This window comes from Lachnoclostridium sp. An118 (assembly GCF_002160985.1).
Lineage (GTDB): Bacteria > Bacillota > Clostridia > Lachnospirales > Lachnospiraceae > Claveliimonas > Claveliimonas stercoravium.
On sequence record NZ_NFLQ01000003.1, the window covers coordinates 1 to 19266 of the forward strand.

The window sequence follows — 19266 nt, forward strand, 5'->3', positions numbered from 1 at the left end:
TCCCAATGTGGCCGGTCGCCCTCTCAGGTCGGCTACTGATCGTCGGCTTGGTGCGCCGTTACCGCACCAACTACCTAATCAGACGCGGGCCCATCTCACACCACCGGAGTTTTTACCCCCGCACCATGCGGTGCTGTGGTCTTATGCGGTATTAGCAGTCATTTCTAACTGTTATCCCCCTGTGTGAGGCAGGTTGCCCACGCGTTACTCACCCGTCCGCCGCTAAGTCACAGACTTCCTCATTCCGAAGAAATCAAAAGTAAGTGCTTCGCTCGACTTGCATGTGTTAAGCACGCCGCCAGCGTTCATCCTGAGCCAGGATCAAACTCTCGCATAAAAAGCTTAGGTCCGGTCTTTCACGGACCTTAGCGTTTATGCGCTCCGCAGCTCTTGGCGAGGTCCCCCACGAGCTTAGAGCTGTCGGAGCATCCTCTGCCTTGCTGTCAGAGCGTCTTCCTCTCGTTCAATCTCGGTCAGGAAAACTACTAGCTTTCCTATCCCGTTATTTACTGTTGGCATCAGATTTTCGCTTTCGCTCGATCTGATTTCCGTTCTGAATATTTCTCTTAGAAATTTTCAGGGTCGTTGTCTATTGTTCAGTTATCAAGGTTCTTTGTTTTGTTTTCGCATCTCAGCGACAACTTCTATATCTTATCATGTCGCTTTCGATTTGTCAACAACTTTTTTGACTTTTTTCTTTCTGTATCCTCCCGGATTGAAAGAAGATGTTTCGTTGTTGTTGCTGTCTCACGCGACAGCTTTGATATAATAGCACGGGGGAAGTCGAATTGTCAATGTTATTTTTATTTTTTATTTTATTTATACAATTTACACAATTCAGTTTCCCCCGACCTCTTTTTCAAGGGCATATTGACTATCTGTTTTCTCTTATTTTATATAGTTATATAAGATCGATCGCCTCATTGATGGATTTCACTCCCAGCAGCTTGATCCCCTGAATATTTTTCACCGCATCCAGGGATACTGCCGGCAGGATACAGGTCTGAAATCCCAGCTTCTTCGCCTCAGAGACTCTCTGCTCCGGCATGTTGACAGCCCGCACTTCACCGCTCAGACCCACTTCGCCAAACACAAGCACATCTTCCGACACCGGTCTGTTTTTATAGCTGGACACAAGGGCCAGCACGATCCCCAGATCCACGGCAGGCTCATTGATGCGGATACCGCCCGCAATATTGACGTAAGCGTCATAGTTTGAAAGAGGAAGGCCCAGCCTTTTTTCCAGCACAGCCATCAGCAGATTCACACGATTGTAGTCTGTTCCTGCAGCGGTCCTCCTTGGCATGCCGAAATTGCTCCGGCATACAAGCGCCTGGATCTCCAGAAGGATGGGGCGGGTTCCCTCCATAGAACAGGCCACCACGGATCCGGAGGCATTTTCCGGTCTTCCGTTGAGCATGAACTCAGAAGGATTTTCCACCTCCCGGAGTCCGTCCTGTCTCATCTCAAACACCCCGATCTCGTTGGTGGAGCCAAAACGGTTCTTTACGCCCCGCAGGATCCTGTAGGAGGCATGGCGGTCCCCCTCAAAATACAAAACCGTGTCCACCATGTGCTCCAGGACCCTGGGACCGGCCACTGTCCCCTCCTTTGTCACATGCCCTACTATAAAGATGGAAATTCCCATACCCTTGGCAATCTGCATGAATATGTTGGTGGCCTCCCGGACCTGTGAGACGCTTCCGGGGGCAGAAGACACCTCTTCGCTGTACATGGTCTGTATCGAGTCAATGACTACAAGGGAGGGTCTCTCCTTTTCAATCACACTGCGAATAGTCTCTATATTTGTCTCACACAGAAGCAGCAGATCATCTGTAAAGGTTCCCATGCGGTCTGCCCGCAACTTGATCTGTTTCAAGGACTCCTCCCCGGAAATATACAGGAGCTTCTGTTTGCGCTCCGTCAATCTCTGGCACACCTGCAGAAGAAGCGTAGATTTCCCGATTCCCGGATCTCCACCCACCAGCACAAGTGAGCCAGGCACGATCCCGCCTCCCAGCACGCGGTCCAGCTCGCCGATACCGGTGCAGACCCGCTCTTCTCTATCTGTCTGCACGCTGGACAGGGCGACCACCTCAGCCTCTTTCAGACTTTTTGTCTGTCCCCCCGTCTTTGCTACAGTCACCTTTTCTTCCACAAATGTATTCCACTGCCTGCACACCGGGCACTGACCCAGCCATTTGCTCTCCTCATGCCCGCAATTTTGGCAGAAAAAAATACTTTTCTTTGCTTTTGCCACTGTTTTCCTCCTTTTCCTTTAACTCTCTCCGTAGTAGATCAGCATACTCATCTGCACAGTCTCACTGCCTGTATTCTTATACCCGTGGATCACATCCGACCTGAAACGGATAGAGTCCCCCGCCTTCAGCTGATACACTTTCCCGTCAGCCATGATCTGTGCCTCCCCCTCGAACACAGTAATGTACTCCTCTGTTCCAGCTATATGCGGCTGAGCATCCAGCTTTCCCCCCGGCTTAATGACAATGCGGTACATCTCAAAAAGGCGTTTCTCATCAAAGGGAAAGACGGGATAGTTGATATACAGACCATCCGCCTCTGTAACTGGATGCACCGACTCTGCGGGAATAACAGCTGCATCCTCAAGAGAAGTCTCTGTGAGCGCTGTAAAAGAAACTTTAAATCCATTCGCGATCTTCCACAGCACAGTGATCGTAGGATTGGCATCCCCTCTCTCTATCTGGGAGAGCATGCTGCGTGATACTCCTGTGGCGGCGGCCGCTGCATCCAATGTCATCTTCTTGTTTTCACGTATCCTTTTTATGTTTCTGGCTGTTGTTTTTGATATGTCCAAAATCTCGCCTCTCTTTCCGTTATATCGGATTTTTTTCCATTATATGATTGACATTTCTCACTCTGAAGATATATACTTTCTTTAACAATATAATGTATTTTTAGTACATTATATCGCACAAGAACAAAATGTCAACACACAAGGGGAGGAGCAGATACAATGGAACTGCGGAAAGCAAAAAGAGAAGATCTGGAGCAGATCATGGAACTTATTGACAACGCAAAATGTTTTTTGAGATCTCAGGGCGTGGATCAGTGGCAGAACGGCTATCCGGACAAGGACTGCTTAGAAAAGGACATAGAAAAAGAGATCGGATACCTGTGTATGCTTGACGGACGCCCGGCTGGTTATGTATGTATCGACTTCAACGGTGAGCCCGCCTACAATACTTTAAGCGGCTCCTGGCTCAGTTCCCAGCCCTATGTAGTCCTGCATCGCCTTGCCCTTTCCCCCTCCTTCCGGGGACGGGGCCTTGCCGCCTCTGTCTTCCAGGCCGCCGAAAAAATGGCTCGCTCAAAAGATGTGCACAGTTTTAAAGTGGACACAGACAGCCAGAACCTGATCATGCGGCATATTTTGGAAAAACAGGGGTTTGTGTACTGCGGTACGATCTGTTTTGACAACAGTGAGAAAATTGCATTCGAAAAACTGCTCCTGTAGACGATCCATCTGATATTAACAATAAATAAAAAACAAGCTGCAGGGGAAATCCCTGCAGCCCGGAATTATTTCTTTACAATTTTTACTTCTATGCTCTTTCCTTCTTCCAGCTCTGCACTGACGCTCAGCTTGCCGCTTAAGTTTGTCGTCATATCACCGATATTCATATCATCCAGATAGACAGCGTACTCACTGTCCGCCTCCAGCTCAAGTGTAAACTGTGCATCTTTTGGTGCAGATACTTTAAAGGAAACAATGCCGTCTCCTGTCTTAAAATTCTCCACCGCTGTCCCCGGAACAGACTCGTATACAAACATGCCGTTTTTCTCCAGTTTGGTGATCTCGGCAAATGTCTTTACCTTGTAGATGTCTCCCTGGAACTCAAAGCCCTCCAGCTTTGTCTTAGAGCCGAGTGTGTAATCCCCAAAACTCAGCGTTCCATCGTTTTCTGCCCGCAACAGCTCTTTTACTACTGCCATTTTACATGTCCTCCTAGTGGTTCTTCTTTTGTATCCACATTATATCTCAAAAAAATTTCAATTTGTAGTCTTTGGAATAAATTTTATTTCTTTTTTAGACATGCCGGCCTCCACTGTCTGGCCCCTCTTTATGGTACCGTCCAGCACCGCCTCAGCCAGCTTATCTTCCAGCAGATTCTGCACCGCTCGGCGCAGCGGACGGGCTCCATACTTCTGATCCGTGCCGGTCTCCACAATGTGCTTTTTCACAGAGTCCCGGACATGGAGCGTGATGCCAAGCTGCTCCTTTGCCCGCGCACACACCTCTTTGCACATCATGCTCACGATCTTCTTCATATCTGCATTATTCAGTGCATGGAATACAAGGATCTCGTCAATACGGTTCAGGAACTCCGGACGGAAGAGCAACTTCACTTCATTCATCACATTGGACTTCATCCGCTTGTAGTCGCCGGCCTCGTCTTCTTTTGTCACAAATCCCAGCCGCTTCGGGTCTATGATCGCCTGGGCGCCCGCATTGGATGTCATAATGATCACCGTGTTGCGGAAATCCACCTTCCTGCCCTGGGAGTCTGTGATATGGCCGTCATCCAGCACCTGCAGGAGGATGTTGAACACATCCGGATGCGCCTTCTCGATCTCGTCAAACAGCACCACTGAGTAAGGGTGACGGCGCACCTGTTCGCTGAGCTGTCCTCCATCCTCGTGACCTACGTATCCCGGAGGCGAACCGATCATCTTGGAGACGCTGTGCTTCTCCATGTACTCAGACATATCCACCCGGATCATAGAATCCTCATTGCCAAAGAGAGCCTCTGCCAGCGCCTTTGATAGCTCTGTCTTTCCCACACCGGTAGGACCGAGAAAGAGAAACGAGCCGATAGGGCGGGCCGGATCTTTCAGCCCCACTCTTCCACGGCGCACCGCCTTCGCCACAGCAGTGACAGCCTCCTCCTGTCCCACCACTCTCTTGTGAAGGGTCTGTTCCAGCCTTTTCAGTCTGGCGCTCTCAGACTCTGCCAGTTTCTGCACAGGGATCTTCGTCCACTCGGACACGACGCCTGCTATGTCATCGGCCGTGACGCACACCTGGCGGCGGGCATTGTTTCTCTGGAAACGCTTTTTCTGCTGCTCCAGCTTTTTCTGAGCCTCCTGCTGCTCCTGGTGGAGAAGGGAGGCCTCCTTCATATCTCCGGCACGGATGGCATCCTCCTTGTCCCGGACCAGCTGTTCGATCACTTTCTCCAGCTCTTCCATATTTTCCGGAACTTTAAATCCCTTCAGGCTGACCTTGGCGCAGGCTTCATCCAGCACATCTATGGCTTTATCCGGCAGGAAGCGGTCGCTGATATAGCGCTCCGACAGGGAGACCGCCGCCTCCAGCGCCTCCTCCCGGACAGACACGCGGTGATGTTCCTCATATTTTTCCTGAAGTCCTTTCAGGATCTCCAGACACTCCTCCCTGGTCGGTTCCTCCACAGTCACCGGCTGGAATCGGCGCTCCAGGGCCGCATCCTTTTCTATATATTTCCTGTACTCCACAATGGTGGTGGCTCCGATGAGCTGCAGCTCCCCTCTTGCCAGGGAAGGCTTCAGTATATTGGATGCGTCCATGGCGCCTTCCGCGCCGCCGGCGCCGATGATGGTGTGGACCTCATCCAGGAAGAGGATCACATTGCCGGCAGCCTTCACCTCCTGGATCAGCCGCTTCATCCTCTCCTCAAATTCGCCTCTGTACTTGGACCCGGCGATCATCCCCGCCAGATCCATAGTAACGATGCGCCGGTTTTTCATTGTCTCCGGCACCACGCCTCTGGCGATCCGCTGGGCAAGCCCCTCCAGCACCGCCGTCTTTCCGACGCCCGGCTCTCCTACAAGGCAGGGGTTGTTCTTCGTCCGACGGCTCAGGATCTGCATCAGCCGCTCGATCTCCTTCTCCCGACCGATGACCGGGTCCAGTTTCCCCTCTGCGGCCTGAAGTGTCAGGTCTGTGCCGTACTGTTCCAGGACAGAATTTTTCCTTCGCCCGTCCTCCTGCATCTCCTCCATATACTCTTTAGGATCCGCACCCACACTGACAAGAATATCCTGGCACAGCTTCTGAAGATTCACATTCAGCGTGAGCAGGATCCTGGCTGCCACACAGTCCACATCCCGCAGGATAGCAAGGAGCATATGCTCCGTCCCCGCCTCATCGGAGCGCAGGCGCAGCGCCTCCTCCTTGGACTCCTCCAGGATGTACGTAAGCCGGGGGCTCATCTGAGGACTGCCTGTGACCGTCGCCCCCTCCCCGGGGGATACCAGCTCATCTATGATCTTCCGGATATTCTCCTCGCTGACACCGTTCAGGGCCAGCACCTGTCCGGCCACCCCGGTGTAAACTTTTTTCAGCCCGACAAGAAGATGCTCCGTCCCGATGTAGGGGTGCCGGAGCTCTCTTGCCACAGTCTTTGCAATTTTCAATACTTCCTTTGCCTGTTCGGTATAGTTCATGTCCTATCAGGGAAAAAGAATCTGCTCCTCTTCCCGCTCCTTTCTCCATTTTCCCGTCTCTGCCGGATCTTTCTTCCTAAGCGTACTCGTCGAAAATCTCATCCACAAGCTCATGCACTTCTTCCCTGGATATAGCCTTGCACCGGCCCTGAGCCAGCACGATCCGAAGCTGCTGCTTCATCTCCTCCACTGCCTTGATCTTGTCGATATCCAGTGCCACCACAGCGCCCTTGCGCCTGTCAAGCTGGATAAATCCTTCCTGCCTAAGCAGGCTGTAGGCCTTGTTCACTGTGTGCATATTGATCCCCACCGCCTGGGCCATCTGCCGGACCGAGGGGAGCGGGTCTCCCTCCCGGATCTCGGCGGTAGCGATCCCCAGGATGATCTGGTTGCGCACCTGCATGTAAATCGCTTCGTCACTGTTAAAATCAATTTCTATCAACATAGTATCCCCTTCTCACTAAGAGCCTTTTCTCTTGTTATATATACATTAGCACATACTACACAATTCCCGCAAGAAAAACAACTCTACCGGATCACGATATTGCCGGATTTCCGGGGCGCAGTCCTTTTATAGGATACAGCCGGGTACCCCATGAGCATACAGCAGACCACGGTGCGCTTTCCGATGCCCAGCCACTCCCTGAGCACATCGCTGTTCTCCACCACCGCTTTGGTGTAGCCGCTGAACAGCACGCCGGCTCCCTCGGCCACAGCCATGTTTTCAATATTGGCCGCCGCCAATCCTCCGTCCAGAGGATTTTTGGAGGTGATCACCAGGAAGGATGTGGCGTTAAAGAAAAAGGTATCGTCCTTTGGATCTTTTTTATATTTCTCATAGAACCCGCGGAAAACGCGCTCATACAGAGGCGCCTCCTCCTTCAGGACATCCAGGATGCCGGGCAGCTCCTTCCAGAAAAGATCTTTAAACGCTTCCATCTCGTCCCGCACCAGGACAAACCTGCATCCCTGGGTATTTTTCGCCGTGGGCGTGTACCGGCCTGCCGCCAGGATGCGCTCCAGCTTCTCCCGCTCTATGGGCGTGCTCTTGAAGTTCCGGATGCTCCTTCTGAATTTCACCGCGTGGAGAAAATGTTCCGGATCCACACAGAATGTGTCTTTATCGTACTCCTCCACCTCGTCCATGTCGTACTCCGGTATGGACACAGCTCCCGTGGGACAGACCGCCACACAGTGTCCGCACTGGATACATCTGCGCACATACTCCGCCTTTTTATCCTGGATCTGCAGCGCTTCTCCCGGACAGTCCCTGACGCAGGCGCCGCATCCCACACACAAATCTTTATTGATCTCAACCATGATCCGCACTCCTTATCCTTTAAATAATCCTTTAAAACTTTATAAGTTCTTCCGTATTTACATCTGATATATTACCACAGCTTCCGGTTTCTGCAAACTAAAAAGACGGAGGCATCCGCCGCCGGACTGTCTTTCTCTGCCCGTCGGGGATGCCTTCGTTTATAAAAGCTGTGAATTTTTATAGACTTTCCAATTTATTTGCAGATTTCTCTGATGTCTGTGTACTCATAGCAGTCAAAGCTGTCTGCCACGTTCTTGCATGTCAGCTTGCCATCGTATGTGTTGATGGCTGAGTAGATCACCTCGTTGTCTGCGCATGCTTTCTCAAGTCCCTTGTTTGCGATCTGGAGACCGTAGGAGAGAGTTGCGTTTGTCAGAGCGATGGTGGATGTTCTCGGAACAGCACCCGGCATATTTCCTACACAGTAGTGAACAACGCCATCCTCGATGAAGATCGGATCATCGTGGTATGTCACTTTTGTGGTCTCGCCGCAGCCGCCCTGGTCAACAGCAACGTCTACAAATACAGCGCCTGGTTTCATCTCTTTGAGATATTTCTTTTTGAAGATCTTCGGAGCAGCTTTTCCTGGGATCAGGACAGATCCGATCACAAGGTCTGCTTCTTTTACAGCTTTCTCAATGTTTGCATCATTGGATACAAGTGTCTGGATGCGGGCTCCAAAAATGTCGTCCAGGTAAGCAAGTCTCGGAAGGCTGATATCCAGGATAGTTACATTTGCGCCCATTCCAACAGCAATCTTGCAGGCGTTTGTTCCTACATTTCCGCCTCCAAGGATTACGATGTTTGCCTTCGGTGTTCCCGGAACGCCTGCCAGGAGAACGCCCTCGCCGCCGAATGTCTGCTCCAGGTATTTTGCTCCTTCCTGGATACTTAAGCGTCCTGCGATCTGGCTCATAGGAGCAAGAAGGGGAAGTCCGCCCTGCTTCGGATCATACAGTGTCTCGTAGGCAACACCTTTAACTTTTCCATTTAAGAGAGCGTCTGTCTGCGGTTTGTCTGCTGCCAGATGAAGATATGTATAGAGGATCAGTCCTTCGTGGAACAGCGGATACTCTTCCGGAAGAGGCTCTTTTACCTTGATCATCATCTCTACTGTATCCCACACTTCTTTTGCAGTGTCGATCATCTTTGCGCCTGCTGCCTCGTACTCAGCATCCTGGAACCCGGATCCGACACCAGCGCCTTTCTCAATATACACCTCATGGCCTGCTGCCACATAGCTCTTTACGTTGTCCGGTGTCATACCTACACGGAACTCATTGTTTTTGATTTCTTTTACGCATCCTACTTTCAACTTTCTTACCTCCTGTCAGATTCTCGGTCTGCCGCCTCTTTCGTGCCGGCTCTCTGCTTTTTTGATGAAAAATATTTTTCAAAGAGATTTTCTTTTGAAGAATATTATTCATTTGTCTCTGAAATCATATTATCACACCCATCTTAAATGTTCAATAAAAGTTATTTTTTTCACAAAACTTTTTATTTTCGTATTTTTCTTTCATTTGTATTTACAATTGACTTGAATATTTTCTCAATCCATGCTTAAATCTAAGATATAGAACTGATATCATAGAAAGCAAGCAAATATTCTATCGCAACACCCGGAGGGAAAACTATGAAAGATTTAAGGGAGCTCATCAGTAAGACTCCACTCACAAAGACTCAGAAGATCATTGCAAAATATATCCTGGACAACTTCGCCGACGCCTGCTTCATGACATCCACAGAGATTGCTCTGAAGCTGGGAGTCAGCGAATCCTCCGTCATCCGCTTCAGCCGGTCGCTGGGCTATGAAGGCTTTATGGATTTCCAGAAAAATCTTCGGAAGGACTACCAGGATAAGGTGCTGAGCATTTCCAGTTCCATCACCATCCCATCTCAGAGGATCGCCAAACGGGCCCAGCTCACCAGCACCTCCGACTATCTCAACCGCCACTTCAAAAACGCGGCCCAGAACCTGGAGAGCGCACTGACCTCGAACAATCCGGCCGCCTTCGAGGAGGCCGCCGATATCATCCTCGCCAGCAGGCACAAGTACATCACCGCCTCCAGAGGCAACTCCTCCCTGGGGGACTATTTTCTCCTCTATCTGAAGCACATGGTCCCCAACGTGGAGACCACCAGCTCCTCGGCCATCAGTCCGGTGGACCACCTGTGCAACATTTCAAAGGATGACTGCCTCATCATGTTCAGCTTCCCGCGGTACTCCTCCGAGGATAAGATCTGCGCCCAGATGGCGAAAGAGTCCGGCGCAAAGATCATCGTTGTGACCGACAAACCAAGCGCCCTCCTGGCCGAGTACGCTACTGTCCTCTTCACAGTCCCGGTAGACAGCAACGCTTTCTTCAACTGCATGGTGGGTCCGCAGTTCATCGCAGAGGGCATTCTGGAGACACTGAGCCATAAGGCCAAAGGGATTGAGAAAAGGCTCAAGAAAATCGACAGATATCTCGGCGAATTGGGTAATTATTGATCGCGAAAAGTTAATTCCGGACGTAATACTTTTAAAAAGTATTACGTCCGGAATTAACATATCTGGTGCGTTATTGTGTATTTTGTATTCTACTCTTTGCGCAATTCATCGATGATGTTCATCCTGCGGATCTTGCCTATGCTGTACGCCATGGTGATGCCTACGATGAGGAGCACGCCTGCCACAGCCGCCGCAAACCAGGGCCAGGGGAAGATGAATTCATTTCCGCCTCCGGCCCGGGAAGTAAAATGCCAGAAGGCAAAGCTGATAAGCAGGGACAAAATGGTGCCGTACACAAGGGAGCGCAGGCCATAGATGACGCACTCGTATCCCAGCATAAGCCGGAAGGACCTGCCTGTCATCCCCACGGAACGGAGCATGGCAAACTCCCGCCGTCTCAGCATGAGGTTTGTGGACATGGTGTTGAACACATTTACCAGTGCAATAAGGGAGATGAGGGTGATAAATCCATAGCACAGAACCTGGATGGCCGCCACCGCCTGCCTGTTCATCTCTGCATCCGCAGCCGGCGTGTAGAAAATGCCGTCCCACTCTTCTTTTTCTTCCAGTTTCTCTTGCAGGTCTGCCCCTACCGTCCGGTAATCCGAGGCCCGGATGTTGAACTCTGCAAAATAGGACTCCCCTTCCGTCCCGTCACTCATCAGGCTCCTGTACTGTTCAAACTGTCTCTCCGACAGGATCATGATAGGATCCACTCTTCCCTGGGCGTCATATTTTTCGGGGAGCTGCATCGTCTCCTGATCAAACTCCACCTGGAGCTTTTCTTCAAACGTCATTTCCTGTCCACCGTCCGGCGTCTCCTCCGCCCGGTATATCCCAGCCGCCAGGGGTCTTTTCTTCACCTCGTCTGACAGAACCGGGACCTGACTGTAGGTCTCATTTTCTTCATCATACACCTGCATCTGGTCATAATAAACCGCCTTGAGAACTGTATCGTCTGTGCCGTCCGCGCCGTCTGCTGCAGCACCCGCATCCGGCTCTTCCAGCCCCCGCTCCTTAAGGAACTCCTGGTACTCATCATCTGACAGCACAATTGCGGGGCAGGTAAAGGGCACTTTCCCGTCCGGATGATCATCCCCGCTCCAGGAATTTACCCGGTTGTACTCCTCATTCAGCATGTTCTCTTCCACAGGAATGGAAAGATAGATGCTTTTATACATCCACACCCCTTCCACACCCGGCTCATTTTCCAGAAGTTTCCGGACATCCCCGGTGGTCTGCTCATCTTCCTGGCCGCCGGACAGGAACAGCGTGTACTTCAGTTCATACTTAGGCGGATCCAGGATCGTGCCGCCTGCACGGGTCAGATAAATGGTAAACAGCGCCGCTGTCATAAGGAGTACCATGCTGACCGTAAGGGAAACCACCGTGCTCTTATATTTCTTCCGGTCCCTCCTGTAATTCTTGGAGGCCAGCATCCCCGGAAGCCCCAGCATTTTCCCTGTCAGTCTCCCGCTTTTTACATCCCGGGGACGGATGCGGATGTCCTTTGTGGAACGGATGGCATCCATGGGAGAAATCTTCCGGATCCGCCGGGAGGGTATCCACACGGACACCAGCACGATAAGAAAGGCAAAAGCCGCCGCCAGAAGAAGCGCAGCCGGATAGATCTGCACCGGTATCTCTCCCTCATACCCGTACATAAATGCCGTCAGCCCGCCTCCGATAAAATGCAGCGTGACCGCGCTCCCGGCCACCCCGGCCAGAAGTCCCAGAGGGATCCCCGCGCCGCTTACAAGAAACGCCTCAAATCGCAGGGATTTTCTCAGCTGCTTTCGGGTGGCTCCCACAGAAGCAAGAAGCCCGAACTGAGCCGTCCGCTCCCGCAGGGAAATGGAAAATGAGTTGTAGATCAAAGAGACTGACCCCACCATGATCACCGCCAGCAGTGTCCCCAGCATTCCCACGATAAACTGGATATAGCGTTCACTGCGGAACACGCCCTGCCATCTGAGGAGACTGTCGTGCCGGGACCAGGACACCCCTTCCAGCCTGTTTCTGCCGTCGGAAGGATCCACCCAGTCCGCGATAAATCCGTCTGCCTGGCTCGGCTTTTTCATCTCCAGAAAAGCGCGGCAGTACAGCCCGTTTTCGTCCTGATCCGGGATATCCCGCCCCCCTGTCAGAAGCATGTACCCGGCGTCAAACCTGGCGCTGCCAAAATCCATCTCCGCCATCTCTTTGTAAACGCCTGTCACCGTAAAGCTCTGGGTCTGCCCTTCCACATACTTCCCGGCCCTGCCTGCCTCCTCGGAGGTTTCCCGGACGAGTTCCCAGGATTTCTGCGCCTCCCCGGTTTCCGAGACATATCTGCCCATGGGGATGGCAAGCACATCCCCCACATGGGCTTCCTGCCCGGCGATCCAGATCCCGTCGTAGGGGATCAGGATCTCGTCTTCCGTTTCCGGCAGACGCCCCGCGTCAAGTTCCACCGGCAGCTCCTCCCAGGCCGTCTCATCCCGGCTGGCCACCAGATGACAGATCCCGTCCTCTTCCCGGGCCGGGACATACCCCAGCTCATACAGCACAGAGGCCTTCTCCACCCGGTCATCCGCCAGGACCTCAGCCAGCTCCTCCCTGGTCATCCCGCTTATATCCACATGCCACGCTCCTTCCATGGCAATAGTATGCTGCACAAGAAAATGCTGCATGCTCCCTGCAAATACCGCCAGCGCCGTCACCATGGCCGTGGAGAGGATGACGCCGATGATGGTGACCACTGTGCGGGTCCGGTTCTGTCCCATGGTCCTTCTTGTGATCTCTGAAAAAATATTTCTCATTACCGAATCACCTCGTCTTTCACGATCCGCCCGTCCGCCAGGGCGATGACCCGGTCCGCCTGGAGAGCGATATCCTCGTCGTGGGTAATGACCACCATGGTCTGGTCGTAGGTTCGGTTGGAGTATTTCAGAAGCTCCACAATCTGCCGGCTGTTCTCCGAGTCCAGATTGCCGGTGGGCTCATCCGCCAGCACCACCGCCGGGGCGTTCATGAGAGCCCTGCCTATGGACACCCGCTGCTGCTGTCCGCCGGACAACTGCCCCGGCAGATGGGTACGCCGCTTTTCCATCTTCAGGATCTTCAGCAGATTTTCCATCCGCTCTTTATTCACCTTTCTCCCGTCCATAAGCACCGGCAGGGCAATATTCTCCTCCACTGTCAGCACCGGGATCAGATTGTAAAACTGGTAGATGAGCCCCACCTTTCTTCTGCGGAACACGGCCAGCTCCTCCTCCTTCTGGGCGTACACATCCACACCGCCCACATAGACTTTCCCCGCCGTGGGCCGGTCCACGCCGCCCAGCAGATGGAGCAGGGTGGATTTGCCGGAGCCGGAGGCACCCATCACCGCCACAAACTCTCCTTTCTGCACAGAGAAGGACACGCCGTCCAAAGCCCGCACGGCGTTTTCCCCCTCCCCGTATATTTTTGTCAGATTTTCAACACGAAGGATCTCCCCTGTCTTTTTCATGTCACTGTTCCTCCTGCATGGTTTTTCTTTTACTGTCAGTATAGCCTGCCCACATGACAGGACCGTGACAGAAAAATGACGGATCTGTCACTTTCAGACCCGTCATCCGCAAAATCCGTCACCTGTAAAACCGCATGGTAAACTGTCCGCCCCGGCCCTTGCTGTTCCCGGCCAGGATCACCCCGTTTTCTCCGGCCAGGATGGACCTGGCCAGTGCCAGGCCGATGCCGAAGTTCCCGGCAGCCGCGTTCTGCCCTCTGTAAAACCGCTCAAACACATGGGGCAGGTCCTTATCCGCTATCCCCTCCCCGGAGTCGGTAATGACAATCTCCGCAAAAAGCGGGGTCTCCCGCAGGCTGATCCAGATGCGTCCCCCTTCCGGCGTGTGTTCCAGGGCATTTTTGATCACATTCTGCACCGCCTCCAGCGTCCAGGTATAGTCTCCCCGTATGGCAGGCTCCCCGGACAGGTCGAAGATGCATTCCTGCCCGTGGATCTCCATGGAAATCTCAAAGGGCTTAAGTGCCTTCCTTGCCAGCTCTCCGGCCGGAAATTCCTCTTTTCTCATCACCACTGTCCCTGCCTCCAGCTTTGACAGCTTAAGGAGCGTCTCCACCAGCCAGCCGATGCGTGACAGCATGCCCGTCATCTCCCGGAGCAGGGCCCGCCTTTCGTCCTCTGTAAGGGCGGAACTGCGGAGCCGCTCCGCCTGCAGATTAAGAGACGTAAGAGGCGTGCGGATCTGGTGAGAGATATCTGCCAGCGCTTCCGAGAGCTGACGCTTGTCCGTCATAAGAAGAGCCGACTGCTGGCTTAGGCGGACAAGCAGCTTCTCGATCTCATCCCGCAGCACTTCCAGATCCCCCTCCCGGAAATGCTGCATCTGCATGTCACCTCTGCCGGAGGAGGAGCCTTTTGTCTCCATGTGGAGAAAACTATCCAGCTCCTCTGCCAGGCGCTGCACATCCCTGGTCCTCCTCCATGTAAACAAAAGGGAAATGGCCGCAAAAACTGCCCCTGTCAGAAAGACCGGAATCGCCGCCTGCCGGGAGACAGAAAACGCCGCCCCGGTGGCCGCCAGAAGAACCACAGCAAAGAGCAGGCACTGCTGCCGGACATCCCTGTTTCTGAAAAACTCCATCTCTTTCCTCCTTCTCTCTTCCGGTTACTCCATGCGGTAGCCCAGCCCCCGGACCGTCCGCAGGATGACAGGGTTCCCCGGATCCAGCTCTATCTTCTCCCGGAGCCGCTTGATATAGACCGTCAGCGTATTGTCATTGACAAACTCTCCCGAGATATCCCAGAGCTCCTCCATCAGCACATCCCGGCTTAAAATCTGTCCCCGGTGATTTAAAAACACAAGCAGCAGCCGGTATTCCAGCGCAGACAGGTACAGCTCCCGGCCCTCACGCAGGACCACGCCCCGATCTGTGTCCACCGTAAGATCCCCGATCACCGCCGCCCGCTCCGCCCGGCCGCTCCTTCGCAGCACATTTCTCATGCGGGACACAAGCTCCCGGGGCCGGAAAGGCTTGCTGATATAGTCGTCCGCACCCATGTCCAGGCCGGCCACCACCGAATACTCGTCGTCCATAGCCGTCAGAAAGATCACCGGGATCTGGTACTCCTCCTTGATCCTGGCGCAGACCGAAAACCCGTTTCCCTGGGCCAGGGTAATATCAAGAAGCACAAGATCCACCTTGTTCTCATCCAGTATATCCAGTGCCGCCTCCTGCCCCGGCGCACTTTTCACCGCAAAACCTTCTCCTGCCAGAAATTCCGTCAGATGTTCCACGATGGAGGGATCGTCCTCCACAAGAAGCACAACCGCTGTCTGCATGTTCCCCCATCCCCTTTCCTTAAAAGTCTGTCCCGGAAGTCAAAAAGCCCTCCCTGGAATTTCCCTCCAGAGAGAGCTTCTCTTTCGCTTTTCATCTGCTCTTTGTCAGACTGCGCCCTTCTCTATGCTTCGTCAATGGCTTTTCCAATGTCGTGGCGCATGTACTTGTTGTCAAACTGCACCCACTCTGTGGCCGCGTAGGCGTTGGCCCTGGCCTCCTTCAGATCTTTTCCCTTGGCTGTGATGCCCAGCACCCGTCCGCCGTTTGTGACGATCTGTCCGTCCGCCTCTTTTGTCCCTGCGTGGAAGCAGTAGTAACCCTCGTGTTTCTTAAATTCATCCAGCCCTGTGATGGGAAGTCCCTTCTCGTAGGAGACAGGATACCCTTCCGATGCCAGCACCACGCAGACAGCCGCATTGTCCTCAAACTGCAGATCGATCTGATCCAGGGTGCCGTCGATGCAGGCCTCCGCCACGTCGATGATGTCGTTCTTCATCCGGGGCAGGACCACCTGGGCCTCCGGATCGCCGAAACGGGCATTGTACTCCAGCACTTTCGGCCCTTCCTCTGTCAGCATCAGGCCGAAGAAGATCACGCCTTTGAAGGGGCGCCCCTCCGCTTTCATGGCGTCAACCGTGGGCTGGAAAATATATTTCTGGCAGAACGCATCCACCTCTTCTGTGTAGAACGGACTCGGAGAAAATGTACCCATACCGCCTGTGTTAAGGCCAGTGTCTCCGTCCCCGGCCCGCTTGTGGTCCTGGGCGCTTGTCATGGTCTTTACAATATTGCCGTCCACAAAGGAGAGGACAGACACTTCCCTGCCGGTCATGAACTCCTCAATGACCATGGTGTTGCCGGAAGCTCCGAATTTCTTGTCCAGCATGATGGTCTTCACGCCTTCCTCCGCCTCCTCCAGGGTGTTGCAGATGAGAACCCCCTTGCCCAGAGCCAGGCCGTCCGCCTTGAGGACGATGGGGAATTTCGCCTCTGTCTTCAGATACTGGATGGCCTTGTCCGGATCATCAAAATTCTCATAGGCCGCTGTGGGGATATGGTATTTTTTCATCAGATCCTTGGAAAATGCCTTGGAACCTTCCAGGATGGCTGCATTTTTCCTGGGGCCGAAGGTGCGGATGCCTGCCGCCTCCAGCTCATCCACCAGGCCGCCTACCAGAGGATCGTCCATGCCCACAATGACAAGGTCAATGGCTTTCTCCTTTGCAAAAGCCACGATCTTGTCAAACTCCATGGCGCCGATGGGCTCGCACTGTGCGTACTCAGCGATGCCCGCATTGCCCGGTGTGCAGTATATCTTCTCCGCTTTGGGACTTTTCGCCACGCAGTACGCGATGGCGTGCTCCCTTCCGCCGCTTCCTACAATCAATACATTCATTGGTCTTCCTCCTGTCTTCCCGGCTTTACCGGATCCTGACTTTTCCGTCTTCCACTGTCACCCTGCCGCCTGCTATAAGGTCAATGGCCTGTGGCAGGATCTTCCACTCTGCCTGCTCCATCACGCGCCTCTGAAGGATCTCGGGGGTATCCCCCTCCTCCACTTCCACAGCTTTCTGTAAAATGATGGGGCCTGTGTCCGTACCTTCATCCACAAAGTGCACGGTAGCTCCCACCACTTTCACCCCTCTTTTAAGGGCCGCTTCATGAACTTTCAGCCCGTAGAAGCCTGTCCCGCAGAAAGCCGGGATGAGGGATGGATGGATGTTGATGATCCTGTTCCTGTATCTTGCGATCATCTCAGCCGGGATGACCACAAGAAATCCGGCCAGCACGATGAGGTCCGGCCCGATCTCATCCACTGCCTCCAGGAATTTCTCATTAAATTCCTCTCTCGTGGCAAAATCCTTCGGTGAGATGCACTGAGCCGCTACCCCGTGCTCCCTGGCTCTTGTCAGGGCGTAGGCATTTTTATTGTTGCTGATCACGCCCACGATCTCTGTGTTGGTGATGCTCCCTTCGTCCACCGCATCCAGGATAGCCTGCAGGTTAGTGCCGCCCCCGGACACAAGAACCAGTACTCTTAGCATAATGTGACTCCTTTATCTCCGGCTTTGATATGGCCGATCACATAAGGCGTATCTCCTGCCGCTTTCATGGCTTCCATGGCTGCGTCCACATCCTTCGGATCCACTGCCACGACCATGCCGATACCCATGTTGAATGTGTTGTACATCATCTGCTCTTCCACATGGCCCTGCTTTGCCAGCATGTCAAAAATGGGCGGCACCGGATAGCTGTCTTTCTCGATCACTGCGTGGGTGCCTTCCTTCAGCATACGGGGCACGTTCTCGTAGAAGCCGCCCCCTGTGATGTGGCTGCAGGCCTTCACCTTAACTCCTGCGTTTTTCACGCTCTTGAGAGCTTTTACATAAATCCTCGTAGGGGCCAGGAGAGCCTCCCCCAGGGTCTTCCCAAGCTCGTCATAGTATGTATCCAGAGACTCCCTTGTCATGTCAAACACCTTGCGCACCAGGGAAAATCCGTTGCTGTGCACGCCGGAAGAAGCCATGCCGATGAGCACATCTCCCTCTGCCAGGTTCTCCCCAGTGATCATATCTTTTCTGTCACAGACGCCCACTGCAAATCCGGCCAGATCATAATCATCTTCCGGCATAAGTCCGGGATGCTCCGCCGTCTCGCCGCCGATGAGAGCCGCCTCAGACTGGATGCAGCCTTCCGCCACTCCTTTTACAATGTCAGCGATCTTTTCCGGATAGTTCTTTCCGCAGGCTATATAGTCCAGGAAGAACAGGGGCTCCCCGCCTGCACAGGCAATGTCGTTGACACACATGGCCACCGCATCGATGCCGATGGTGTCATGCTTGTCCAGGATCATGGCCAGCTTCACTTTTGTGCCGCAGCCGTCTGTTCCGGACAGGAGGACCGGGTCCTCCATCTCCTTGATCTTGCTAAGTGAGAAGGCGCCGGAAAATCCTCCCAGACCCCCCAGCACCTCGGGGCGCATGGTCTTCTTTACATGCTCCTTCATCAGTTCCACGGATCTGTAACCCGCCTCAATATCTACACCAGCATTCTTGTAATCCATACTCTTCTCCTTATGATCGTTTCTATGATACTCCCGTATCTACATCTGCTTGAGATACTCTTTATATCCCAGCTCGTCCAGCTTCGCCGCCTTTGCCTGCACAGTCGCCTTCATCTCCTCTGTGTAGGCCTTCAGCCTGTCAAGGAGGGCCGCGTCAGAGGTGGCCAGGATCTTCGCCGCCAGGATAGCCGCGTTCATGCCGCCGTCAATGGCCACTGTGGCCACCGGGATTCCGGGCGGCATCTGTACGATTGAAAAAAGCGCGTCCTCTCCGGCCAGGTTCTTTCCTGACATGGGCACGCCGATGACCGGCATGGGGAAAATGGCAGCGCACATACCCGGCAGATGGGCAGCCATGCCTGCTCCCGCGATAATCACCTTAAAATCCTTCTCCTCCGCGCTCTTTGCGTACTCAAAGAACACATCCGGCTCCCTGTGAGCGGAGATGATCGTCATCTCATACTCGATCCCCAGTTTTTCCAGCATGTCGGCAGCCTTGCTCATGACCTTCATATCAGAGTCACTGCCCATTACGATTCCTACTTTTGGCATAGTTTCCATCCTTTCCGCTTGTATGATTTCTGCTCATCG

The 19266-nt window shown here is 53.3% G+C and carries 17 protein-coding genes and 1 rRNA gene; 2 read left to right on the forward strand and 16 right to left on the reverse strand.

Features of this window, described 5'->3' with window-relative positions; all coding sequences use genetic code 11:
- From B5E62_RS02990 to B5E62_RS03000, 3 genes are all read right to left on the reverse strand, one after another.
- A 16S ribosomal RNA gene (locus tag B5E62_RS02990) occupies window positions 1–337 on the reverse strand; the annotation flags it as partial.
- A 564-nt stretch (window positions 338–901) separates the two neighbouring features.
- A complete protein-coding gene (gene radA, locus B5E62_RS02995) occupies window positions 902–2260 on the reverse strand; it encodes a DNA repair protein RadA (RefSeq protein ID WP_087173268.1) in 1359 nt (452 codons plus the stop codon).
- 18 nt (window positions 2261–2278) lie between these two features.
- Entirely contained in the window at window positions 2279–2833 is a 555-nt protein-coding gene (locus B5E62_RS03000; protein ID WP_226395608.1) for a helix-turn-helix domain-containing protein, read from the reverse strand.
- 159 nt (window positions 2834–2992) lie between these two features.
- Between B5E62_RS03000 and B5E62_RS03005 the strand changes: the two genes are divergently transcribed.
- A complete protein-coding gene (locus B5E62_RS03005) occupies window positions 2993–3493 on the forward strand; it encodes a GNAT family N-acetyltransferase (protein ID WP_087173269.1) in 501 nt (166 codons plus the stop codon).
- A gap of 65 nt (window positions 3494–3558) precedes the next feature.
- Here the strand turns inward: B5E62_RS03005 and B5E62_RS03010 are convergent, their stop codons facing one another.
- From B5E62_RS03010 to ald, 5 genes are all read right to left on the reverse strand, one after another.
- On the reverse strand, window positions 3559–3972 hold the full coding sequence (locus tag B5E62_RS03010) for an endosialidase (protein WP_087173270.1): 414 nt from the start codon (window positions 3970–3972) through the stop codon (window positions 3559–3561).
- A gap of 57 nt (window positions 3973–4029) precedes the next feature.
- Window positions 4030–6465, reverse strand: a complete 2436-nt coding sequence (locus tag B5E62_RS03015; protein ID WP_076779015.1) for an ATP-dependent Clp protease ATP-binding subunit — start codon at window positions 6463–6465, stop codon at window positions 4030–4032.
- A gap of 76 nt (window positions 6466–6541) precedes the next feature.
- Complete coding sequence (locus B5E62_RS03020) at window positions 6542–6910, reverse strand: GntR family transcriptional regulator (protein ID WP_033126873.1); 369 nt, start codon at window positions 6908–6910, stop codon at window positions 6542–6544.
- A gap of 83 nt (window positions 6911–6993) precedes the next feature.
- On the reverse strand, window positions 6994–7785 hold the full coding sequence (locus B5E62_RS03025; RefSeq protein WP_087173271.1) for a nitroreductase family protein: 792 nt from the start codon (window positions 7783–7785) through the stop codon (window positions 6994–6996).
- A 194-nt stretch (window positions 7786–7979) separates the two neighbouring features.
- Complete coding sequence (gene ald / locus B5E62_RS03030) at window positions 7980–9101, reverse strand: alanine dehydrogenase (RefSeq protein WP_033126871.1); 1122 nt, start codon at window positions 9099–9101, stop codon at window positions 7980–7982.
- Window positions 9102–9419: 318 nt separating this feature from the next.
- On the opposite strand from ald, the gene B5E62_RS03035 reads away from it, so the two are divergent.
- Entirely contained in the window at window positions 9420–10277 is an 858-nt protein-coding gene (locus B5E62_RS03035) for a MurR/RpiR family transcriptional regulator (RefSeq protein WP_087173272.1), read from the forward strand.
- Between the two features lie 89 nt (window positions 10278–10366).
- Here the strand turns inward: B5E62_RS03035 and B5E62_RS03040 are convergent, their stop codons facing one another.
- The 8 genes from B5E62_RS03040 to purE all read right to left on the reverse strand — a co-directional run bounded on the left by B5E62_RS03040 (window position 10367) and on the right by purE (window position 19227).
- Window positions 10367–13078 (reverse strand): ABC transporter permease, encoded by a 2712-nt coding sequence (locus B5E62_RS03040; protein ID WP_087173273.1) that lies wholly within the window; start codon window positions 13076–13078, stop codon window positions 10367–10369.
- Window positions 13078–13770, reverse strand: a complete 693-nt coding sequence (locus B5E62_RS03045; protein ID WP_033126868.1) for an ABC transporter ATP-binding protein — start codon at window positions 13768–13770, stop codon at window positions 13078–13080. The genes B5E62_RS03040 and B5E62_RS03045 overlap by 1 nt, the downstream gene beginning before the upstream one ends.
- 118 nt (window positions 13771–13888) lie before the next feature.
- Window positions 13889–14911: a sensor histidine kinase gene (locus B5E62_RS03050; RefSeq protein ID WP_087173274.1), complete on the reverse strand. Its 1023-nt coding sequence runs from the start codon at window positions 14909–14911 to the stop codon at window positions 13889–13891.
- Window positions 14912–14935: 24 nt separating this feature from the next.
- Entirely contained in the window at window positions 14936–15610 is a 675-nt protein-coding gene (locus B5E62_RS03055; RefSeq protein WP_087173275.1) for a response regulator transcription factor, read from the reverse strand.
- A 122-nt stretch (window positions 15611–15732) separates the two neighbouring features.
- Window positions 15733–17007, reverse strand: coding sequence for a phosphoribosylamine--glycine ligase (gene purD, locus B5E62_RS03060; RefSeq protein ID WP_087173276.1), 1275 nt, complete (start codon window positions 17005–17007; stop codon window positions 15733–15735).
- A gap of 25 nt (window positions 17008–17032) precedes the next feature.
- The gene (gene purN, locus B5E62_RS03065) at window positions 17033–17656 is read right to left on the reverse strand and encodes a phosphoribosylglycinamide formyltransferase (RefSeq protein WP_087173277.1); all 624 of its coding nucleotides are present in this window, start codon (window positions 17654–17656) and stop codon (window positions 17033–17035) included.
- On the reverse strand, window positions 17650–18675 hold the full coding sequence (purM, locus tag B5E62_RS03070; protein ID WP_087173278.1) for a phosphoribosylformylglycinamidine cyclo-ligase: 1026 nt from the start codon (window positions 18673–18675) through the stop codon (window positions 17650–17652). The genes purN and purM overlap by 7 nt, the downstream gene beginning before the upstream one ends.
- 39 nt (window positions 18676–18714) lie before the next feature.
- Window positions 18715–19227 (reverse strand): 5-(carboxyamino)imidazole ribonucleotide mutase, encoded by a 513-nt coding sequence (gene purE / locus B5E62_RS03075; protein WP_087173279.1) that lies wholly within the window; start codon window positions 19225–19227, stop codon window positions 18715–18717.
- Window positions 19228–19266: the final 39 nt, after the last annotated feature.